Annotated in this window: 17 protein-coding genes; 15 read left to right on the top strand and 2 right to left on the bottom strand. The window is 73.2% G+C overall.

Going from position 1 to position 20266, the window contains the following annotated elements; all coding sequences use genetic code 11:
- The first annotated feature begins 162 nt into the window (after nucleotides 1-162).
- The 8 genes from ACGF5U_RS19330 (at nucleotide 163) to ACGF5U_RS19295 (ending at nucleotide 11433) form a co-directional block, all read left to right on the top strand.
- A complete protein-coding gene (locus ACGF5U_RS19330; protein ID WP_392717287.1) occupies nucleotides 163-1053 on the top strand; it encodes an FAD binding domain-containing protein in 891 nt (296 codons plus the stop codon).
- Between the two features lie 2 nt (nucleotides 1054-1055).
- Nucleotides 1056-1673, top strand: a complete 618-nt coding sequence (locus tag ACGF5U_RS19325) for a (2Fe-2S)-binding protein (protein ID WP_392717479.1) — start codon at nucleotides 1056-1058, stop codon at nucleotides 1671-1673.
- Between the two features lie 5 nt (nucleotides 1674-1678).
- The gene (locus tag ACGF5U_RS19320; RefSeq protein ID WP_392717285.1) at nucleotides 1679-4087 is read left to right on the top strand and encodes a xanthine dehydrogenase family protein molybdopterin-binding subunit; all 2409 of its coding nucleotides are present in this window, start codon (nucleotides 1679-1681) and stop codon (nucleotides 4085-4087) included.
- A gap of 388 nt (nucleotides 4088-4475) precedes the next feature.
- Nucleotides 4476-5918, top strand: a complete 1443-nt coding sequence (locus ACGF5U_RS19315; RefSeq protein ID WP_392717282.1) for an NCS2 family permease — start codon at nucleotides 4476-4478, stop codon at nucleotides 5916-5918.
- A 56-nt stretch (nucleotides 5919-5974) separates the two neighbouring features.
- Entirely contained in the window at nucleotides 5975-7135 is a 1161-nt protein-coding gene (locus ACGF5U_RS19310) for an XdhC family protein (protein WP_392717280.1), read from the top strand.
- Nucleotides 7136-7324: 189 nt separating this feature from the next.
- Nucleotides 7325-8566, top strand: a complete 1242-nt coding sequence (locus ACGF5U_RS19305) for a glycoside hydrolase family 6 protein (protein WP_392717278.1) — start codon at nucleotides 7325-7327, stop codon at nucleotides 8564-8566.
- Nucleotides 8567-8733: 167 nt separating this feature from the next.
- Nucleotides 8734-9960 (top strand): GNAT family N-acetyltransferase, encoded by a 1227-nt coding sequence (locus tag ACGF5U_RS19300; protein ID WP_392717276.1) that lies wholly within the window; start codon nucleotides 8734-8736, stop codon nucleotides 9958-9960.
- 372 nt (nucleotides 9961-10332) lie between these two features.
- On the top strand, nucleotides 10333-11433 hold the full coding sequence (locus ACGF5U_RS19295; protein WP_392717477.1) for a glutamate--cysteine ligase: 1101 nt from the start codon (nucleotides 10333-10335) through the stop codon (nucleotides 11431-11433).
- A 76-nt stretch (nucleotides 11434-11509) separates the two neighbouring features.
- Here the strand turns inward: ACGF5U_RS19295 and ACGF5U_RS19290 are convergent, their stop codons facing one another.
- Nucleotides 11510-11938: a nuclear transport factor 2 family protein gene (locus ACGF5U_RS19290; RefSeq protein WP_392717274.1), complete on the bottom strand. Its 429-nt coding sequence runs from the start codon at nucleotides 11936-11938 to the stop codon at nucleotides 11510-11512.
- 212 nt (nucleotides 11939-12150) lie between these two features.
- Between ACGF5U_RS19290 and ACGF5U_RS19285 the strand changes: the two genes are divergently transcribed.
- From ACGF5U_RS19285 to ACGF5U_RS19255, 7 genes are all read left to right on the top strand, one after another.
- Nucleotides 12151-12324 (top strand): hypothetical protein, encoded by a 174-nt coding sequence (locus tag ACGF5U_RS19285; protein ID WP_392717272.1) that lies wholly within the window; start codon nucleotides 12151-12153, stop codon nucleotides 12322-12324.
- Nucleotides 12325-12431: 107 nt separating this feature from the next.
- Complete coding sequence (locus tag ACGF5U_RS19280) at nucleotides 12432-12617, top strand: CsbD family protein (protein WP_392717270.1); 186 nt, start codon at nucleotides 12432-12434, stop codon at nucleotides 12615-12617.
- A gap of 240 nt (nucleotides 12618-12857) precedes the next feature.
- Nucleotides 12858-13349: a DUF5709 domain-containing protein gene (locus ACGF5U_RS19275; protein WP_392717268.1), complete on the top strand. Its 492-nt coding sequence runs from the start codon at nucleotides 12858-12860 to the stop codon at nucleotides 13347-13349.
- 52 nt (nucleotides 13350-13401) lie between these two features.
- Nucleotides 13402-13932, top strand: coding sequence for a 2Fe-2S iron-sulfur cluster-binding protein (locus tag ACGF5U_RS19270; RefSeq protein ID WP_392717266.1), 531 nt, complete (start codon nucleotides 13402-13404; stop codon nucleotides 13930-13932).
- On the top strand, nucleotides 13929-14954 hold the full coding sequence (locus ACGF5U_RS19265) for an FAD binding domain-containing protein (RefSeq protein ID WP_392717264.1): 1026 nt from the start codon (nucleotides 13929-13931) through the stop codon (nucleotides 14952-14954). Before ACGF5U_RS19270 ends, ACGF5U_RS19265 begins: the two co-directional genes overlap by 4 nt.
- Before the next feature lie 92 nt (nucleotides 14955-15046).
- Nucleotides 15047-17182, top strand: a complete 2136-nt coding sequence (locus tag ACGF5U_RS19260; protein ID WP_392717262.1) for a xanthine dehydrogenase family protein molybdopterin-binding subunit — start codon at nucleotides 15047-15049, stop codon at nucleotides 17180-17182.
- Nucleotides 17183-17207: 25 nt separating this feature from the next.
- On the top strand, nucleotides 17208-18173 hold the full coding sequence (locus tag ACGF5U_RS19255) for a glutaminase (protein WP_392717260.1): 966 nt from the start codon (nucleotides 17208-17210) through the stop codon (nucleotides 18171-18173).
- On the opposite strand, the gene ACGF5U_RS19250 is transcribed toward ACGF5U_RS19255, so the two are convergent.
- On the bottom strand, nucleotides 18142-20247 hold the full coding sequence (locus ACGF5U_RS19250; RefSeq protein ID WP_392717258.1) for an MMPL family transporter: 2106 nt from the start codon (nucleotides 20245-20247) through the stop codon (nucleotides 18142-18144). The genes ACGF5U_RS19255 and ACGF5U_RS19250 overlap by 32 nt on opposite strands.
- Nucleotides 20248-20266: the final 19 nt, after the last annotated feature.

The raw sequence follows: 20266 nt of genomic DNA, 5'->3' as shown, positions 1-20266 counted from the left end.
GGCCCAGAACGCGTTAACACCAGATGAACATCCCGTCCAGGGCCCGGCCGTCCCCCGCGCCCCAGCGAACAGCCCGATCACACAGATCACGCGAACCGCGCCGATCGCACCGAACGGCGTGGACCAGCGCGGATCACGTCATCACGTAGAAGAGAGCCACTCATGGACTTCCTTCGCCCCGCCAGCTGGGAGGAGGCGCTCGCCGCCAAGGCGGAGCACCCCACGGCTGTGCCCATCGCGGGTGGCACCGATGTCATGGTCGAGATCAACTTCGACCATCGGCGGCCCGAGTACCTCCTGGACCTGAACCGCATCGAGCTGCTCCGCGAGTGGGAGGTCGGCGAGGAGAACGTCCGGCTGGGCGCCTCCGTTCCGTACACCCAGATCATGGAGCAGCTGCGGGCCGAACTGCCCGGCCTCGCGCTCGCCTCGCACACCGTCGCCTCGCCGCAGATCCGCAACCGCGGCGGCGTCGGCGGCAACCTGGGCACCGCGTCGCCCGCCGGTGACGCCCACCCGGCCCTGCTGGCCGCGGGAGCCGAGGTGGAGGTCGAGTCGGTCCGCGGCAGCCGGTACATCCCGATCGACGAGTTCTACACGGGCGTCAAGCGCAACGCGCTCCAGCCCGACGAGCTCATCAAGACCGTCCACATCAAGAAGGCCGTTGGTCCGCAGCAGTACTCCAAGGTCGGCACCCGCAACGCCATGGTCATCGCGGTCTGCGCGTTCGGCCTGGCCCTGCATCCGGAGACCCGCACCGTCCGGACCGGTATCGGCTCCGCCGCGCCCACCCCGGTGCGCGCCGCGGCAGCCGAGGACTTCCTGAACGCCGCGCTCGAAGAGGGCGGGTTCTGGGACAGCGGCAAGATCATCACTCCGTCGATCGCCAAGCGGTTCGCCGAGCTGGCCTCCGCCGCCTGCAACCCGATCGACGACGTACGAGGCACCGCCAAGTACCGCCGTCACGCCGTCGGCATCATGGCCCGCCGGACCCTCGGCTGGACCTGGGAGCAGTACCGCGGCAGCGCCCGCACGCTTGAAGGAGCTGCATGACCATGCGCGTCAATTTCACCGTCAACGGACGTCCGCAGGAGGCCGACGACGTCTGGGAGGGCGAGTCCCTCCTCTACGTCCTGCGGGAGCGCCTGGGCCTGCCCGGCTCCAAGAACGCCTGCGAGCAGGGTGAGTGCGGCTCCTGCACGGTCCGCCTCGACGGCGTACCCGTCTGTTCCTGTCTGGTCGCCGCGGGCCAGGTCGAAGGCCGTGAGGTCGTCACCGTCGAGGGCCTCGCCGACTACGCCAGGCAGCGTGCCGAGCACGGCGGCGCGTGCGGCACCGGCGCCTGCGGCTCCTCCGGCACGGACCTGCAGGACGCGCGGGGCTGGACCGCCCGCCCCTCCGACGCGGCCGGCGACTCGCAGACCGGCGAGGGCACGGAGCTCTCCCCGATCCAGCAGGCGTTCATCGACGCCGGTGCCGTCCAGTGCGGCTTCTGCACCCCGGGCCTGCTCGTCGCGGCCGACGAGATGCTGGAGCGCAACCCGTCCCCGACGGACGAGGACATCCGCGAGGCGCTCTCCGGCAACCTCTGCCGCTGCACCGGTTACGAGAAGATCCTCGACGCCGTCCGCCTCGCGGCCGCCCGTCAGGAACGACAGGGAGAGGCGGTCTGACCCCCATGGCACTGAACGCACGCGTCGCCGCCGCTCCGGCAGGCACCCCCACCCAGGTCACCCAGGGCTCCCGGACCAAGGGCGGCATCGGCGAGTCCACTCTCCGCCCCGACGGCACGCTCAAGGTCACCGGTGAGTTCGCGTACTCCTCGGACATGTGGCACGAGGACATGCTGTGGGGCCAGATCCTGCGCTCCACCGTCGCGCACGCCGAGATCGTCTCCATCGACACCTCCGAGGCCCTCGCCCAGGCCGGTGTGTACGCCGTCCTGACGTACGAGGACCTGCCGACCGAGGTGAAGAACTACGGTCTGGAGATCCAGGACACCCCCGTCCTCGCCAACGGCGTCGTACGCCACCACGGCGAGCCGGTGGCGCTGGTCGCCGCCGACCACCCGGAGACCGCCCGCCGCGCGGCCGCCAAGATCAAGGTCGAGTACAGGGAGCTGCCCGTCGTCACCGACGAGGCGTCCGCGACCGCTCCCGACGCCCCGCTGCTGCACCCGGGCCGCGACGACCACCACTCCGGGCACGTTCCGCACCCCAACATCGTGCACCGCCAGCCGATCATCCGGGGCGACGCCGCCGAGGCCGCCAAGCGCGCCGACGTCATCGTCACCGGCGAATACACCTTCGGCATGCAGGACCAGGCGTTCCTGGGCCCGGAGTCCGGCCTCGCCGTACCGGCCGAGGACGGCGGCGTCGACCTGTACGTCGCCACGCAGTGGCTGCACTCGGACCTCCGCCAGATCGCCCCCGTCCTCGGCCTGCCCGAGGAGAAGGTCCGGATGACGCTCTCCGGCGTCGGCGGCGCCTTCGGCGGCCGCGAGGACCTGTCGATGCAGATCCACGCCTGTCTGCTGGCGCTGCGCACCGGCAAGCCGGTCAAGATCGTCTACAACCGGTTCGAGTCGTTCTTCGGGCACGTCCACCGCCACCCGGCGAAGCTCTACTACGAGCACGGCGCCACCAAGGACGGCAAGCTCACGCACCTGAAGTGCCGGATCGTGCTGGACGGCGGCGCCTACGCCTCCGCGTCGCCGGCCGTCGTCGGCAACGCGTCCTCGCTGTCCGTCGGTCCCTACGTCGTGGACGACGTCGAGATCGAGGCCATCGCCCTTTACACCAACAACCCGCCCTGCGGCGCCATGCGCGGCTTCGGCGCGGTCCAGGCGTGCTTCGCCTACGAGGCGCAGATGGACAAGCTCGCCGCGAAGCTCGGCATGGACCCGGTGGAGTTCCGGCAGCTCAACGCCATGGAACAGGGCACGATCATGCCGACGGGGCAGCCGGTCGACTCCCCGGCACCGGTCGCCGAGCTGCTGCGCCGGGTCAAGGCCCGCCCGCTGCCGCCGGAGCGCCAGTGGGAGACCACCGAGGGCGCCGACGTCCGCGCGCTGCCCGGCGGTCTGTCGAACACCACGCACGGCGAGGGCGTCGTACGGGGCGTCGGCTACGCGGTGGGCATCAAGAACGTCGGCTTCTCCGAGGGCTTCGACGACTACTCCACCGCCAAGGTGCGCATGGAGGTCATCAACGGTGAGCCGGTCGCGACCGTGCACACCGCGATGGCGGAGGTCGGTCAGGGCGGCGTGACCGTGCACGCCCAGATCGCCCGTACCGAGCTCGGTGTCGCGCAGGTGACCATCCAGCCGGCGGACACCCAGGTCGGCTCGGCCGGCTCCACCTCCGCGTCCCGCCAGACGTACGTCACCGGCGGCGCCGTGAAGAACTCCTGCGAGCTGGTCCGCGAGAAGGTCCTGGAGATCGGCCGCCGCAGGTTCGGCACGTACCATCCGGCCTGGGCCACCGCCGAGCTGCTGCTCGAAGGCGGCAAGGTCGTCACCGACGGCGGCGAGGTCCTCGCCGACCTGGTGGACGTCCTGGACGGCGAGACCGTCGAGATCGAGGCGGAGTGGCGCCACCGCCCGACCGAGGCCTTCGACCTGCGCACCGGCCAGGGCAACGGCCACGTCCAGTACTCGTTCGCCGCGCACCGCGCGGTGGTCGAGGTGGACACCGAGCTGGGCCTGGTCAAGGTCATCGAGCTGGCCTGCGCCCAGGACGTCGGCAAGGCGCTCAACCCGCTGTCCGTGGTCGGCCAGATCCAGGGTGGCACCACCCAGGGCCTGGGCGTCGCGGTCATGGAGGAGATCATCGTCGACCCGAAGACCGCGAAGGTCAGGAACCCGTCCTTCACGGACTACCTGATCCCCACGATCCTCGACACGCCGACCATCCCGGTCGACGTGCTCGAACTGGCCGATGACCACGCCCCGTACGGGCTGCGCGGCATCGGCGAGGCCCCGACCCTGTCGTCGACCCCGGCCGTCCTCGCGGCGATCCGGAACGCGACGGGCCTGGAGCTGAACAGGACGCCGGTACGCCCCGAGCACCTCACCGGCACCGCATAGACCCTCCGGGCGGTGCGGGTCGCCCGGGAACGTCACACTTCCAGCGCCCGCGCCGCCCGGAGAGACACCGGACCGCACCGCTCGCGGCCCCCGGCATCACTCCACAACTCCACAAGCCCCACCAGATCCACCAGTCTCAACAGTTTTACCCGCTCCACCAGTTTCACCCGTTCCACCCGTTCCACTCGCTTCACCCGTTCCATCCACCCCTGTCCGCAACTCCGACCCCCCACCTCCCAACCCCCCACCCCCGAAGAGCCCCACCCGTAGTACCCCAGTTCGCCTCGGGCCGTCCCCCGGGTCGTGCAGCCAAGCACCATCCCAAATCCCGCAATCCCTTGAGTGAGAACTCATGCGGGTGCCCCTTTGAACCTTGGGAGTAGGCACCATGACCCAATCGTCAGTGGAGCCGAAGACCGTCTCGGAAGACGCGGGCTCCGGCTCGCGCGTCCCCGCCGGACGATCTTGGCTCGATCGGTACTTTCACATCACCCACAGAGGATCCTCGGTCGCGCGCGAAGTGCGCGGCGGCGTCACGACCTTCATGGCCATGGCGTACATCCTGCTGCTCAACCCGCTGCTGCTCGGTGGCGAGGACGTGCTCGGCAACAAGCTGAGCCAGCCCGCCCTGATCACCGCCACCGCCCTCGCCGCAGCGGTCACCACCCTGGCGATGGGTCTCATCGGCAAGGTCCCGCTCGCGCTCGCGGCGGGGCTCAGCGTGGCCGGCGTCCTCTCGACGCAGGTCGCCCCCGACATGACGTGGCCGCAGGCCATGGGCATGTGCGTCATCTACGGCGGCGTGATCATGCTCCTGGTGGTCACCGGCGTCCGTGAAGTCATCATGAACGCGATACCCCTGGCGCTGAAGCACGGCATCACGATGGGCATCGGCCTCTTCATCGCGATGATCGGCTTCGTCAACGCCGGCTTCGTCGGCAAGGGCGAGGGCGGCGGCCCGGTGACCCTCGGGGTCGGCGGCTCGCTGACCGGCTGGCCGGTCGTCCTGTTCACGATCACCCTGCTGCTCATCTTCATGCTCCAGGCGCGCAAGATCCCGGGCGCGATCCTGCTGGGCATCATCGCCGGTACGGTCATCTCCGTCGTCGCCACCGCGACCGGGCTGATCGACGAGGCGGCGTGGGGCGGCAGCGCGCCGATCCTGCACGGCAGCGTCGTCTCCATGCCGGACTTCTCGCTCTTCGGCGAGGTCGAGTTCGGCGGCTGGGAGACGCTCGGCTACACCACCGTCGGCATGATCGTCTTCACCCTGGTGCTGGCCGGCTTCTTCGACGCCATGGCGACGATCATCGCCGTCGGCCAGGAGGCGAAGCTCGCCGACGCCACCGGCCGGATGCCCGGCCTCAACAAGGCGCTGTTCATCGACGGCGCGGGCGGCGCGATCGGCGGCGCCACGAGCGCCTCCGGCCAGACCGTGTTCATCGAGTCCGCCACCGGTGTCGGTGAGGGCGCGCGTACGGGCCTGTCCGCCACGGTCACCGGTCTCTTCTTCGCCGCCTGCCTCTTCTTCACCCCGCTCACCCAGCTCGTCCCGGGTCAGGTGGCCTCCGCCGCCCTGGTCGTCATCGGCGCGATGATGCTCCAGAACGCCCGCCACGTCGACTGGGGCGACTGGTCGGTGGCCGTGCCGGTCTTCCTGACGGTCGTGCTCATGCCGTTCACCTACACCATCACCACCGGTGTCGGCGCGGGCGTCATCGCCTTCTGCGCGATCAAGGCCGCACAGGGCAAGTGGCGCGAGCCGAGCATCTTCATGTGGGTGCTCTCGGCGGTGTTCGTCTTCTACTTCGCCACCGGTACCGCCCACTGAGGCGGCACCCCCTCCATCCGTCCGTCCGTTCCCCCGGCTCATCCAAGGAGGCCGCCATGCTGGACATCGCCGAAGAGCTCGGTCACTGGGTCGAGCAGGGGCGTGACTTCGCCGTCGCCACCGTGGTGGCGGTCGGCGGCAGCGCGCCCCGGCAGCCGGGTGCCGCGCTCGCCGTCGACAGCGAGGGCACGGCCATCGGTTCGGTCTCCGGCGGATGTGTGGAGGGGGCCGTCTACGAACTCTGCCGACAGGCGCTGGAGGACGGTCAGACCGTCCTGGAGCGCTTCGGCTACAGCGACGAGGACGCTTTCGCGGTCGGTCTGACGTGCGGCGGTGTCATCGACATCCTCGTCACCCCGGTGCGCGGCGGGGTCTACCCCGCCGCGCTGGCGGCCGCCGCCGGAGGGGAGGCGGCGGCCCTGGCCAGGATCACGGAAGGACCGGCGGACCTGTTGGGGCAGGCTCTGCTGGTCCATCCGGACGGATCGTACGAGGGCGGCCTCGGCGGCCACCCGGAACTGGACCGCACGGCGGCGGCCGAGGCCCGCGCCCTGCTGGACGCCGGCCGCACCGGCACCGTCACCATCGGCTGGCAGGACCCCCGGACGGAGTCCGGGGGAGGGTCCCGCTGCGGGCAGCCGCTCACCCTGCTCGTCGAATCGAGCGTCCCGGCCCCGCGCATGATCGTGTTCGGTGCCATCGACTTCGCGGCGGCGCTCGTGAGGGTCGGCAAGTTCCTCGGCTACCACGTGACCGTGTGCGACGCGCGCCCCGTCTTCGCGACGGCCGCCCGCTTCCCCGAGGCGGACGAGATCGTCGTCGGCTGGCCCCACGAGTACCTGGAGTCCACCGAGGTCGACGGGCGGACCGTCCTGTGCGTCCTCACGCACGACGCCAAGTTCGACGTTCCGCTGCTCGAACGGGCCCTCCGGCTTCCCGTCGCCTACGTCGGCGCGATGGGGTCCCGCCGTACCCACGAGGACCGCAACCGGCGCCTGCGGGGCGTCGGCGTCACCGAACTGGAGCTCGCCCGGCTGCGTTCGCCGATCGGTCTGGACCTCGGCGCCCGGACCCCGGAGGAGACCGCGCTGTCGATCGGCGCCGAGATCGTCGCCGCACGGCGCGGCGGCAGCGGTGTCTCGCTCACCGGTGCGCACACCCCCATCCACCACGATGTCCCGCACGCCCCCGCGGGACAGATCGGCAGCGTCGCCTGAGCGCGTCGCAACACGCCGACCGCGTACGCCCGTTCAGGTACTGTCGGGAATCGGGACGCGAGAGGCGGGGGATCTTTCGAGAGTCTTACGGGACGGTGCGCATCTCTTGACGCGTACGCGTCGGGGCCGACAGGCTCATGGGAGCGCTCCCGCACCCGTAACCTCCGTGCCACGAAGGGCTGATCCCTCATGCGACGAAGAGCCGCGATCCTGCTCGCCCTGCCGCTCACCCTGGCGGCGACCCTGCTGTCAGCCTCAGCCGCGGGCTCCGCATCGGCCGCGGGCTCCGAAGCCTCCGCCCCGGCCGCCGCGTCCGCCGTCGAGGGAGGCGACGCCCGCACCTCACGGTCCGCCGCGACCCGGCTGTACACCCCCGCGCCCAACCCGGAGGCGTACACACAGATCCGCGACCTCATGTACCAGGGCCGGTACGCGGACGCCGCCGGCCTCATGGCCATGGTCAGCACCCCGCAGGCCGTCTGGTACGGCGACCAGACCCCGGCCCAGGTCGAGTCCGACGCCCGGCGCGTCACCCTCGACGCCGCCCGCAAGGGCACCCTGCCGGTCTTCGCGCTCTACAACGTCCCCGGCCGCGACTGCTCCAACTACTCCGGCGGCGGCGCCTCCACCACCGCCGAGTACCAGGCGTGGATCGACGCCGTCGCGCGCGGTATCGGCGACCGCCCCGCCATGGTCGTCCTCGAACCGGACTCGCTCGCCCTGCTGCCCTCCGACTGCGGCCAGGACGACGCCCAGGGCACCCTGACCGCCGCCCGCTACACCGAGGTACGCCACGCCGTCGACACCCTGGAGCCGCTGGCCCGCACCCGGGTCTACCTCGACACCGGCCACCCCGCCTGGCACAGCGTGCGCAGCATCGTCCCGCGCCTGGTCAGGGGAGGCGTCGCGAACGCCACCGGCTTCTACACCAACGCCTCCAACTACCAGACCGACGAGGCCAACGTCCGCTACGGCACGCTGATATCGGCCTGTGTCGCGTACGTGCAGGGCGGCGGCAGCGCCGCCGACTGCCCCGACCAGTGGACGCCCCGCGCGGAGGCCGACGCCTGGGTGGCGCGCAACGCCCCCGCCGACCCCACCCGGATGAAGCGCTTCGTTACCGACTCCAGCCGCAACGGCCGGGGCCCGTGGACCCCGCCCGCCGGGGTCTACCCCGACCCGCAGGACTGGTGCAACCCGCCGGACCGGGGCGCCGGCGCCCGCCCCACCACCGCCACGGGTGAGCCGCTGCACGACGCCAGACTGTGGATCAAGACGCCGGGCGAGTCCGACGGCCTGTGCCTGCGCGGTACGCCCGGCCCCCAGGACCCGGCGCGCGGCATGGTCGACCCCAGGGCGGGCGACTGGTTCCGCGAGCAGGCACTCGAACTCGTACGGCTGGCGAACCCCCCGCTCATCGCACGCTCCTGATCCGGCCCCGCCGCCCTGTCCCGCCCGTACCGGCCCGCCCTGCCCCGCCCCGTTCCGCGCTGTCTCGGCCCGTCGGCCGATTCCGGCCGGTTCCCCGGCGGGAAAGGGCGGCGGACCGGCCGAAACTCCCCGCGTACGTCCGCTATACGGCGACTAGAGTCCGTTTCATGGATATTCGTGCGGAGATTCGTGACGTACCGGAAGCGCATGTCGATCGTGCGCTGGAGCTCGAATACCTCCTCTTCCATCATCGCCCAGAGGACGAGCGGCGCAAGCAGCACCGGGAACTGCTGCTGAGGTGCGAGCGCATCGGCGCCTACGACGGCGACAGCCTCGTCGGGCTCGTCGCCGTACGTCCCTTCACCCTCTCCGTACCCGGCGGCGAACTGCCGTGCCCCGGCGTCGCGTTCGCCGGTGTGGCCCCCACCCACCGGCGGCGCGGGCTGCTCAGCGCGCTGATCGCCGAGTTGTTCCGGCGGTGTGCCGACCGGGGTGTCCCGCTCGCCGCGCTCTGGAGTTCCGAGGACGCCATCTACGGCCGGTTCGGCTTCGGCCCCGCCACCCAGGGCCTGTCCCTGGAGATCGACTCCCGGCGCCCGCTCGCCCTGCGCATCGCCCCCGACGAACGTCCGCTGCGCCTGCTCGACACCACCGACGTGCCCGAGGCCCTCACCCCGTACTACGACGCCGGCCGCACCGCGCGGGCGGGCCGGATCAGCCGGGGCGAGCAGCGCTGGCGCGACGAGTGGCTCGTCGACCAGGACGAGGAGGACGACGAGCTGGGTCCGCCCCGGGTCGTCACGCTCGGCGACCCCGTCGCCGGGTACGTCGTCTACCGCACCAGGGGCGGCGACGACAACCTCGGTGTGGCGGGCGTGGTGCGGGTGGACGAGCTGGAGGCGGACACGCCCGAGGCCGCCGCCGCGCTGTGGCGGTACGTCGCGTCGATCGACCTCACCGGCACGGTACGGGCCTGGGGCAGGCCCGTGGACGATCCCCTGCTGCTGTTCGCCGCCGACCGGGACCAGGTGCGCGTCACGGGCTGGTACCCCGGCCTGTGGGTGCGGCTGGTCGACGTACGCGCCGCCCTGACCGCGCGTACCTGGACGACCGCCGCCGATCTCGTCCTGGAGGTCCTCGACCGGCACGTCCCGGCGAACGACGGGCGGTTCCGGCTCACCACGTCCCCGCACGGCGGCACCTGCGCGGCCACGGACGCCGCACCCGACCTGACCTTCGAGGCACGGGACCTGGCCGCCTGCTACCTGGGCGGCACCGAGGTGCGGCGCCTCGTCGCCGCCGGTGTGGTGGCCGAGCACACGGAGGGCGCCGCCGACCGGCTCGACGCCGCCCTGCGGCCGCGTCTGCTCCCCGCCACGGGCGACGAGTTCTGACGGACCACCAGGATCCGGCCGCCGCCGCGTGAGGCCGCATCGGGAGAATCCATGACCCGGCGCTAGGCGGCCGTCCCGGGCGGGCTCGTCGGGGCGGGGGACGCCCTGTCCGCCGCCGGTCGGAGAACGGCGCAGCGGTTCCAGCCGGTTGCGTCGGGAACTCGCCAGATCCGCGCCCCCGGCCTTCCGCACGGGTGCGGTGTGCGGCCTCAGGCAGGATGATGGTGCGCCCGGCAGGTCCGGCAGTTCCGTCCCGGCCCGGCGGTCCCGTCCCGAGCCCGGCAGTTCCGTCCCGAGCCCGGCAGCGCCGCCCGTGGTCCAGCAGTTCCGTCGTTAAGTCCCGGCAGGGTTGATCGGAAAGGCGGCGTGGAGTTGCGCAGTGTCGGAGTGGAGGAAGAACTCCTCCTGGTGGATCCCCGGACCGGCGAGCCGTGCTCGCGCTCGCACGCGGTGCTCGCCGTCGCGGCCAAGGAGAACCGCGGCCGGACGCACGCCTTCACCAAGGAACTCCAGCGGCAGCAGCTGGAGTTCGCCACGCGGCCGTGCACCGCCATGGGGGAGCTGGCGGCGGAGATCGAGCGGTGCCGCGTCGAGGCGGCCCGGCACGCGACCGAGGCGGGGGCGGCGGTGGCCGCCCTGGCGACCTCGCCGCTGCCGGCGCCGTTCGCGGTGAACGAGGGCAAGCGGTACCGGTGGATCCAGCAGCACTTCGGCCTCACCGCGCTGGAGCAGCTCACCAGCGGCTGCCACGTCCACGTCTCGGTCGAGTCGGACGAGGAGGGCGTCGCCGTCATCGACCGGATCCAGCCCTGGCTGTCGGTCCTGCTCGCCCTCAGTGCCAACTCCCCGTTCTGGCAAGGCCACGACAGCGGCTACAGCAGCTACCGCAGCCGGGTGTGGGGCCGCTGGCCGTCCTCCGGGCCCGTGGAGGTGTTCGGCTCAGCGGCCCGCTACCACGAGCAGGTGCGCGAACTGGTCGGCACGGGCGTGCTCCAGGACGAGGGGATGATCTACTTCGACGCGCGGCTGTCCAGCAAGTACCCGACCGTCGAGGTCCGGGCCGCCGACGTCTGCCTGGACGCCTCCACCACCGTGCTCGTCGCCACCCTCGTCCGCGCCCTGGTCGACACGGCCGCCCGCCAGTGGCGGGCCGGCGAACCACCCGCCCCGCACGGCGTGGGCCTGCTGCGCGCCGCGGCCTGGCGGGCGGGCCGCTCCGGCCTTGAGGACGAGCTGATCCACCCCCTGACCATGCGGCCCGCCCCCGCCGAACGGGTCGTACGGGCCCTGTTCGCCCATGTCGAGACGGCCCTCGACGACAACGGCGACCTGGCCTACGCCCGCAAGGGCCTGGACGACCTGCTCAGCGGCGGCAACGGCGCCGCCGTCCAGCGCCGGCTGCTGCGCCGGCACGGCAGCCTCAGGGCCGTGGTGCTGGAGTGTGTGCGCCGCACCCGGGAGGGCGTGCGCTAGCGGGAGCCCCCTACGGGGCCTGAGCCGGAAGGGCCGGCGCTCCGGTCGGGCCGGCGCTCCGGTCGGGGGCCGGGGGTCACAGGTTGTCGCCCCAGCCGCTCTGGATCATCGTCTGGAACGCCCACGACCCGCCGCGCCGCACCAGGATGTCGGCGTACCGCAGCCGCCGGGTCCCCTCGTCCGTGGTCATCACCGAGTCGGTGAACACCACCGCCATCGAGGCGGAGAGGAAGACGGGGGTGCGGGTCGACTCGAAGGCGATGTCCTGACCTCCGTCGCCCATGACGTGGGTCATGGTCCGGACGAAGTGCGGCCGGTCCCACTGCGCCGACCGGCCGTCGCCCGCGGAGTCGTCGCTCACCAGGTTGAGTGGGAACACGGCCATGTCGGCCATGCCCTCGACGTCCCGCCGGGCGCTGCGCGCGTCGTACTCGGCGAACCAGGCGTCCAGGCCCGCGCGGTCGTCGGCGGTCGGGGTGTATCCGGTGTCGGGCAGAAGGGTCACGCAGGCTCCTCCGGTCTGGGTAGTCAAGTTTGACTACGAAGAAGGTATGCCACGGGCGTGGAGTGGTCAAACTTGAATAGAGGTGATGCGCGTCACGGCCTTCGGGGTCAACCGGTGGCATGGGTTCCGCATGGGTGGCCGCCGTGGCGGGCAGGCGCTACGGCGCCGGGGCCGCCCGGCCCCCGCCGTTCCGCCGCGAAGGAGAACCCGTCGTGCCCCCTCACCCCGCCGGACCCGGCTCGCCGATATACGACCAACTGGTCCAGGAGCACGGAGACGTCCTCAACGAGGCCAGAAAGCTGGCCGAGATCACCCACCGGCAGGCCGACCGCGTCCTGGACTGGGACGTCCCCGTACTGGGCTGGGACTACCCCGAACGGTCCTGAGTGCCATCTTTTGCTCTCATTGCTGCCGTTTGCCCGGCGCGAGCCGGGGCAGACGCTTCAGCGGCGAGGAATCGCCTCACCACCACCGACCGAGGGAGCGCGACAGCATGTCCGCGAAGAAGAAGGCCACCAGTGGTGCGGCCGCCAAGGTCGACCGGGTCAAGGGCGCCGTGAAGGAGAAGGTCGGCCGGGCCGTCGGCAACGCGCGGCTGACCGGAGAGGGCCGTGGCGAACGGTCCAAGGGCGACCTGCGAGATGCGGCGAGCAGGGTCAGGCACGCGTTCAAGCGGTGACCGTGCCGCCACGGCGACACGGATGACGGCCCGGCGGAGCGCTCCGCCGGGCCGTCACCCTGTTCCGGGGTCTTCGGGGGCTCCTCGGGGGATCCTCCCCGGCTCTTCCGCGCCTTCTCCGCAGCTCTTCCGCGCCTTTTCCACGGTCCCCGGAATGCCGGGATGTGTGACCTGTCCCAGGCTGGATACGCGAGCAGGCGTACGCGACGGCAGCACCGAGGAGCACACGGGAGCCACGCCATGGGAACCGAAGAGACGATGGGCGACGAGGTCTACCAGCCGGCCCCGTCCGAGGCCGCCGAGGTCTCCGATGACGAGGGCATCCTCGACCCCGAGGACACGCTCCTCGAACGCGGAGCCGACCCGTACGACGAGGGCTGGTCACCGCCCGAGCGGCCGGTCGCCGTCGACGAGGTCGGCACGACCGCCCGTGAACAGCGCGAAGGCGAGTCCCTCGACCGGCGGATCTCCCGCGAGATCGCCGACGACGACGGGCCGGGCGTCGACGACGACGGCATCGGCGACCTCCCGGGCGGCAACGGTGAGCCGAGGGACGACCAGGTCGGCCGCGACCGCGCCGGACGCCTCGTCGCACCCGACGAGGGCGCCCACCCCGACGCCGAGAAGGACGTGATCGCCCGGGACGTCGGCATCGACGGCGCGGCGGCGTCCGCGGAGGAGGCGGCGGTCCATATCGTCCCGCCCCCGGAGGAAGGCCCGGAACCCCCCTGACGGGCGCGCCCCGCACACCGCACCGAGCACCCTCACGGAAGGCGTCCCCGCCGTGCAGCCGACCCACTCGCGCATCACCCTCCAGGTCAACGGAGTGCCCCACACCCTCACCGTCGACCACCGCGCCACCCTCCTCGACGTGCTGCGGGAACAGCTCGGTCTGACGGGTGCCAAGAAGGGCTGCGACCACGGCCAGTGCGGCGCCTGCACCGTGCTCGTCGCGGGCCGGCGGGCCAACTGCTGTCTGCTGCTCGCGGTCGCACACGACGGGGCGTCCCTCACCACCGTCGAGGGCCTCGCGGAGGGCGGCGGCGACCGGCTCCACCCCCTCCAGCGGGCATTCATCGACCGGGACGCCTTCCAGTGCGGCTACTGCACCCCCGGGCAGCTCTGCTCCGCCGTCGGGACCGTCGACGAGGCCGCCGCCGGCCACCCGTCGTACGCCACCGACCCCGCGGCGCCGCCCGCGCAGGGCCCCGTCGCGCTGACCGCCGACGAGATCCGCGAACGGCTCAGCGGGAACCTGTGCCGCTGCGGCGCCTACCCCCAGATCGTCCAGGCCGTCGAGGACGTGATCCGGTGAAGCCCTTCGCCTACGTACGGGCCCACAGCGTCGAGGACGCGACCGCCGCCCACGCCGGCCGCCCCGGCGCCCGGTACCTCGCCGGCGGCACGAACCTGGTCGACCTGATGAAGCTCGGCGTCGAGACCCCCGACACGCTCGTGGACATCGGCGGCCTCCCCCTGGACGAGGTCCAGGAGGGCGCCGGCGGCGCGCTGCGGATCGGCGCGACCGTCCGCAACAGCGACCTCGCCGCCCACCCGCTCGTCCGCGCCCGGTACCCGGTCCTGTCGCGGGCGCTGCTCGCCGGGGCGTCCGGCCAGCTCCGCAATGTCGCCACCACCGGCGGGAACCTCCTCCAGCGCACGCGCTGCCCGTACTTCCAGGACCTGTCCATGCCCTGCAACAAGCGCGCCCCGGGCACCGGCTGCGGTGCCCGCGACGGCGTGCACCGCGACCACGCCGTACTCGGCCACTCGCCCCTCTGCATCGCCACCCACCCGTCCGACATGGCCGTCGCGCTCGCCGCCCTCGACGCGGAGGTCGAGCTGAGCGGACCCGACGGCGAACGCACCGTCCCGGTGGCCGAGTTCCACCGCCTGCCCGGCGACCGCCCCGAGCGGGACACCGTGATCGGGCCCGGCGAACTGATCACCGGCGTGCTGCTCCCCGCCGCGACCGCCGGACTGCCCTCCGCCTACCGCAAGGCCCGAGACCGGGCCTCGTACGCCTTCGCGCTGGCCTCCGTCGCCGCCGTCGTCGCCCTCGCGGGCGACGGGACCGTACGGCACGTGGCCGTCGCCTTCGGCGGTGTCGCCCACCGCCCCTGGCGGGCCCACCGCACCGAGGCCGCCCTGCGGGGCGCCGCGCCGACCCCGGACGCCGTGGCCCGAGCCGTGGACGCGGAACTCGCGGCCGCCGAACCGCTGCGCGACAACGCGTACAAGGTGGTGCTCGCCCGCAACCTGGCCCGCACCGTGATCGCCGACCTGGTCGCGTCCGCCGCCGCACCGGCCGGCGCACCCGGGCCGCCCGCACCCTGACCGTCTGCGCGCCCTGACCGCCCGCCCACCGCCGACCGCGCCCGAGCGGTCCGACCGGACAACCGCACCGACCCGACCCGGAGAGGACTCCGATGCGCCCCACCCCGACGGCCCTCGGCGCGCCCGCCGAGCGCATCGAAGGCCGGGACAAGGTCACCGGCGCCGCCCGCTACGCCGCCGAGCACCGCCCGCCGGGCTGCGCCTACGCCTGGCCCGTGCCCGCCGGGGTGACCTGCGGCCGCATCACCGCCGTCGACACCCGGGCCGCCCTCGCCCTGCCGGGAGTCGTCACCGTCCTCACCCCGTACGACGCGCCCCGCTTCGCCACGCCGCCCGACGACCCGAACCTCGCCGTCCTCCAGGACGACACCGTTCCGCACCGGGGCTGGTACGTCGCGCTCGCGGTCGCCGACACCCTGGAGGCCGCCCGCGCCGCCGCCGACGCCGTACGGGTGACCTGCGCCGACCACGGCGACGAACCCGAGCCGCACGACGTCGTCCTCTCCGACGACCACCCGGACGCGTACACGCCCGAGGAGGCCAACGGCGGCTACCCGGCGCACCGCGAGCGCGGCGACGCGGCCGCCGCCTTCGCCGCCGCGCCCGTGCGGCTGGACGCCCGGTACCGGGTGCCGCCGCTCCACAACCACCCCATGGAGCCGCACGCGGCCACCGCGCACTGGGACGGGGAACGGCTCACCGTCCACGACTCCAGCCAGGGCTCCACGCTCGTGCGCGCGGTACTCGCCACGCTCTTCGGGCTGCCCAAGGAGCGGGTCACGGTCATCTCCGAGCACGTCGGCGGCGCGTTCGGCTGCAAGGGCACGCCCCGGCCGCATGTGGTGCTCGCCGCGATGGCGGCCCTGCGCACCGGCCGACCCGTCAAGCTGGCCCTGCCACGCCGCCAGCTCCCGGCGGTCGTCGGGCACCGCGCCCCCACCCTGCACCGTGTGCGGCTCGGCGCCGAGCGCGACGGCACCCTCGTCTCCGTCAGCCACGAGGTCACCACCCACACCTCCCGTATCACCGAGTTCGTGGAACAGGCGGCCGTCCCCGCCCGGGTGATGTACGGCTCGCCGCACAGCCTCACCACCCATCGCGTCGTGCCGCTCGACGTACCGAGCCCGTCCTGGATGCGGGCCCCCGGCGAGACGCCCGGCATGTACGCGCTGGAGTCCGCCATGGACGAACTCGCGGACGCCGTCGGCATCGACCCCGTCGAGCTGCGCGTCCGCAACGACACCGACACCGAGCCGGACACCGGACAGCCCTTCAGCAGCCGCCATCTGGTCGAGTGCCTGCGCGAGGGCGCCCGCCTGTTCGGCTGGGCGCGGCGCGACCCCCGCCCCGCCGCCCGCCGCGAGGGACCGCTCCTCGTCGGCACCGGCGTGGCCGCCGCCACCTACCCCGCCTACGTCTCGCCGTCCACGGCGAGCGCCCACACCCTGCCCGACGGGCGCTTCGCCGTGCGGGTCAACGCCACCGACATCGGCACCGGAGCCCGTACCGTCCTCACCCAGATCGCCGCCGACGCCCTCCACGTGCCGATGGCCGCCGTCCGCATGGAGATCGGCAGCAGCGTCCTCCCGCGCGCACCGCTCGCCGGCGGCTCCAGCGGCACCGCCTCCTGGGGGTGGGCCGTCCACGCGGCGTGCACGGCGCTGGTGCGGCGACTCGCGGACCACCGGGGGCCGTTGCCGGCCGACGGGCTGAGCGCGACCGCCGACACGGCCGACGAGGCACGGCGCACCCCGCCGTTCGCCCGGCACGCCTTCGGGGCCCAGTTCGCGGAGGTGGAGGTCGACACGGTCACCGGCGAGGTCCGGGCGCGCAGGCTGCTCGGCGTGTTCGCCGCGGGTCGCGTCCTGAACCCGCGCACGGCCAGGTCGCAGCTGGTCGGCGGCATGATCATGGGCCTCGGGATGGCCCTCACCGAGCACAGCACGATGGACCCCGCGCACGGGGACTTCACCGAGAACGACCTCGCCTCCTACCACGTGCCCGCGCACGCCGACGTCCCCGCCGTCGACGCCCGGTGGATCGACGAGGAGGACACCCGGCTCAACCCCATGGGCAGCAAGGGCATCGGCGAACTCGGCATCGTCGGCATGGCGGCCGCCCTCGGCAACGCCGTCCACCACGCCACCGGCGTGCGGTTCAGGGAACTGCCCCTCACCCCGGACCGGGTGCTTCCGGCGCTGCGTACGGAGACCGGCCCGCTCGCCTGACCGGTGGTGCGCGCGGGCATGCACAATGGGGGCGATCGAACGCACCACCGCACACGCCGGAGTGAGCACGCCCGTGGCCCCGTCCTTCCAGCCCGTCCTCGACCGCATCGCGGCCGACATCGCCGCCACTCCGGGCCGGGGCCGCCCCGCCGACTACATTCCGGCGCTCGCCTCCGCCGACCCGCGCAGCTTCGGCATGGCCGTCGCCGAACTCGACGGCACGGTGTACGGGGTGGGGGACTGGCGGCAGCCGTTCTCCGCCCAGTCCATCACCAAGGCGTTCACGCTGGCCCTCGTCCTCGCGCTGGACGGCGAGGCACTGTGGGAGCGCGTCGGCCGGGAGCCATCCGGCAACCCGTTCAACTCGCTCGTCCAGCTGGAGTACGAGAACGGCATCCCGCGCAACCCGTTCATCAACGCGGGCGCGCTCGTCGTCACCGACCGCCTGCACACCCTGACCGGCGACGCCTCCGGAACCCTGCGGGCGTTCCTGCGCGCCGAGAGCGGCAACCCCGCCCTCGACTTCGACGTGAAGGTCGCCGCCTCCGAGTCCGCGCACGGTGACCGCAACGCGGCACTCGCCCACTTCATGGCGTCGTACCGCAACATCGGCAACCCGGTGCCCGACCTGCTCGACCAGTACTTCCGGCAGTGCTCCGTCGAGGCGTCCTGCGCGGATCTCGCCCTCGCGGCCGGCTTCCTCGCCCGGCACGGCATCCGCGCCGACGGCTCGTCGCTGCTCACCCGCAGCCAGGCCAAGCAGGTCAACGCGGTCATGCTCACCTGCGGCACGTACGACGCCGCCGGCGACTTCGCCTACCGCGTGGGCCTGCCGGGCAAGAGCGGCGTCGGCGGCGGCATCATCGCCGTCGTCCCCGGCCGCTGCACCCTGTGCGTGTGGAGTCCGGGCCTGGACGAGCGCGGCAACTCGGTCGCCGGAGTCGCCGCGCTCGACCGCTTCACGACCCTGACGGGCCTGTCCGTGTTCTGAGCGCGCCCGGCCACCAGGAGGCCGGGCCGATGTCCACGACCAGCGCGGGCACCAGCAGGGACCGTACGACGAGCGTGTCGAGGAGCACGCCGAACGCCACGATGAACGCGATCTGGACGAGGAAGGCCAGCGGGATCACCGCCAGCGCCGCGAACGTCGCGGCGAGCACGACGCCCGCGGAGGTGATGACACCGCCGGTCGCCGTGAGTCCGCGCAGCACGCCCCGCCGGTTGCCGTGCGCCAGGGCCTCCTCCCGTACGCGGGACATCAGGAAGATGTTGTAGTCGACGCCCAGGGCGACGAGGAAGACGAACCCGTACAGCGGGACCGAGGCGTCGGTGCCGCTGAATCCGAGCACGTGCTCGAAGACGAGGGAGGCGACTCCCAGCGTCGCGAGGAAGTTGAGGGCCACCGTCGCGACGAGCAGCACCGGCAGCAGCACGGACCGGAGCAGGGTGATCAGGATCAGCAGGATGATCAGCAGGACGACGGGAACGATCACGGACCGGTCGCGTTCGGCCGTCCGCTGGGTGTCGTAGCTCTGCGCCGTGTACCCGCCGACCAGCGCCTCCGCGTCCGGAACGGCGTGCAGGGCGGTGCGCAGCCGGACGACCGTCTCCTTCGCCGCGTCGCTGTCGGCGGCCGCCTCCAGCGTGACGTCGACGCGGACCCGTCCGTCGACCACGAGCGGCGGTCCGCCGCCCGGCCGCCCCGACGCCGTGACCGGGGCGGCCGACGCCACGCCCTCGGTCCGCGCGGCCGCCGCGGTCACCTCCGCCACGCGGTCCGCGTCGGCGATCACCACGGCGGGGTTGCCCGAGCCGCCGGGGAAGTGCCGGCCCAGGGTCGCCTGGGCGGCCACGGACGGGGCGTCGGCGACGAAGATCTCGTCCAGCGGAACGCCCTTGGCGGTGAGGCCGGGGGCGAAGGCCGCGCAGGCCAGCAGGACGGTGGCGGTGGCGGCCCACACGGCGCGCGGAGCGCGGTCCACGAGCCCGGCGATCCGCGTCCACACGCCGTGCCCGCCGCCCTTCCCGTCGGCCCGGGGCGCGGCCGGCTTCGGGTGGGCGGGCCAGTAGGCGGCGCGGCCCAGGAGCACCAGGACGGCGGGCAGGAACGTCAGCGCGGACAGCACGGCGCAGACGATCCCGATGGCGCCGACGGGCCCGAGCGCCCGGTTGTTGGTGAGATCGCTGAGCAGCAGCGCCAGCAGCCCGAGGGCGACGGTCGCGGCGCTGGCGGTGACCGGGCCGAACGACTGGCGCAGCGCCGATCGCATCGCGGCGAAGCGCTCCCCGCGGGCGGCGAGCTCCTCCCGGAACCGTGCCGCCAGCAGCAGGGCGTAGTCGGTGGCGGCGCCGATGACGAGGATGAACAGGATTCCCTGCACCTGGCCGTCGACCCGGACGACGCCCATGTCGGCGAGGGCGTACACGATCGCGCAGGCCAGGGCCAGCGCGAACACCGCCCCGGTGATGATGACCAGGGGCAGGAGCACGCTGCGGTAGACGAGGAGCAGGATCAGCAGCACCGCGGCCAGCGCGACGCCCAGCAGCAGGCCGTCGATGCCCGCGAACGCGTCCGAGAGGTCCGCCTGGGTGGCCGCCGGTCCGGCCAGCCGCACCTGGGCGTCCGGTACGGCGCCGGCGGCGTCCCTGACCCGCTCCAGGGCCTCGGGCAGCTCGTCGCCGAGGTCGGGGCGGAGCGGTACCACGCCCCGCAGGGCGAGGCCGTCCCGCGAGGCGACGGCGGGGGAGACCGGTCCCGCGACGTCCGGGGTGCCGTCGACGGCGGCCAGGGCGCGGGTCGCGGCGGCCGCCCGCTCCGGCCCCATCGGTTCGCCGTCCGCCGTCCACACGACGACGACGGGCAGCGACTCCTCCTGCCGGAACGCCCGCTGGGCCTCGACCACCCGGGTGGACTCGGCGTCGCTCGGGAGGAACGACGCCTGGTCGTTGGTGGCGACCTCGCCGAGCTTGCCCGCGTAGGGGCCGAGGCCGCCGCCGACGGCGAGCCAGACGAGCAGCAGGACCGCGGGCAGCAGCCGGCGGGCGTATCGCGTGAGGGGGGACATCGCACTCCAGGGGCGGACC

This window comes from Streptomyces sp. NPDC047886, assembly GCF_043204435.1.
Classification (GTDB): domain Bacteria; phylum Actinomycetota; class Actinomycetes; order Streptomycetales; family Streptomycetaceae; genus Streptomyces.
The sequence above is the reverse complement of the archived record's forward strand: the minus strand, read 5'-3'. Positions and strand labels throughout refer to the sequence as shown.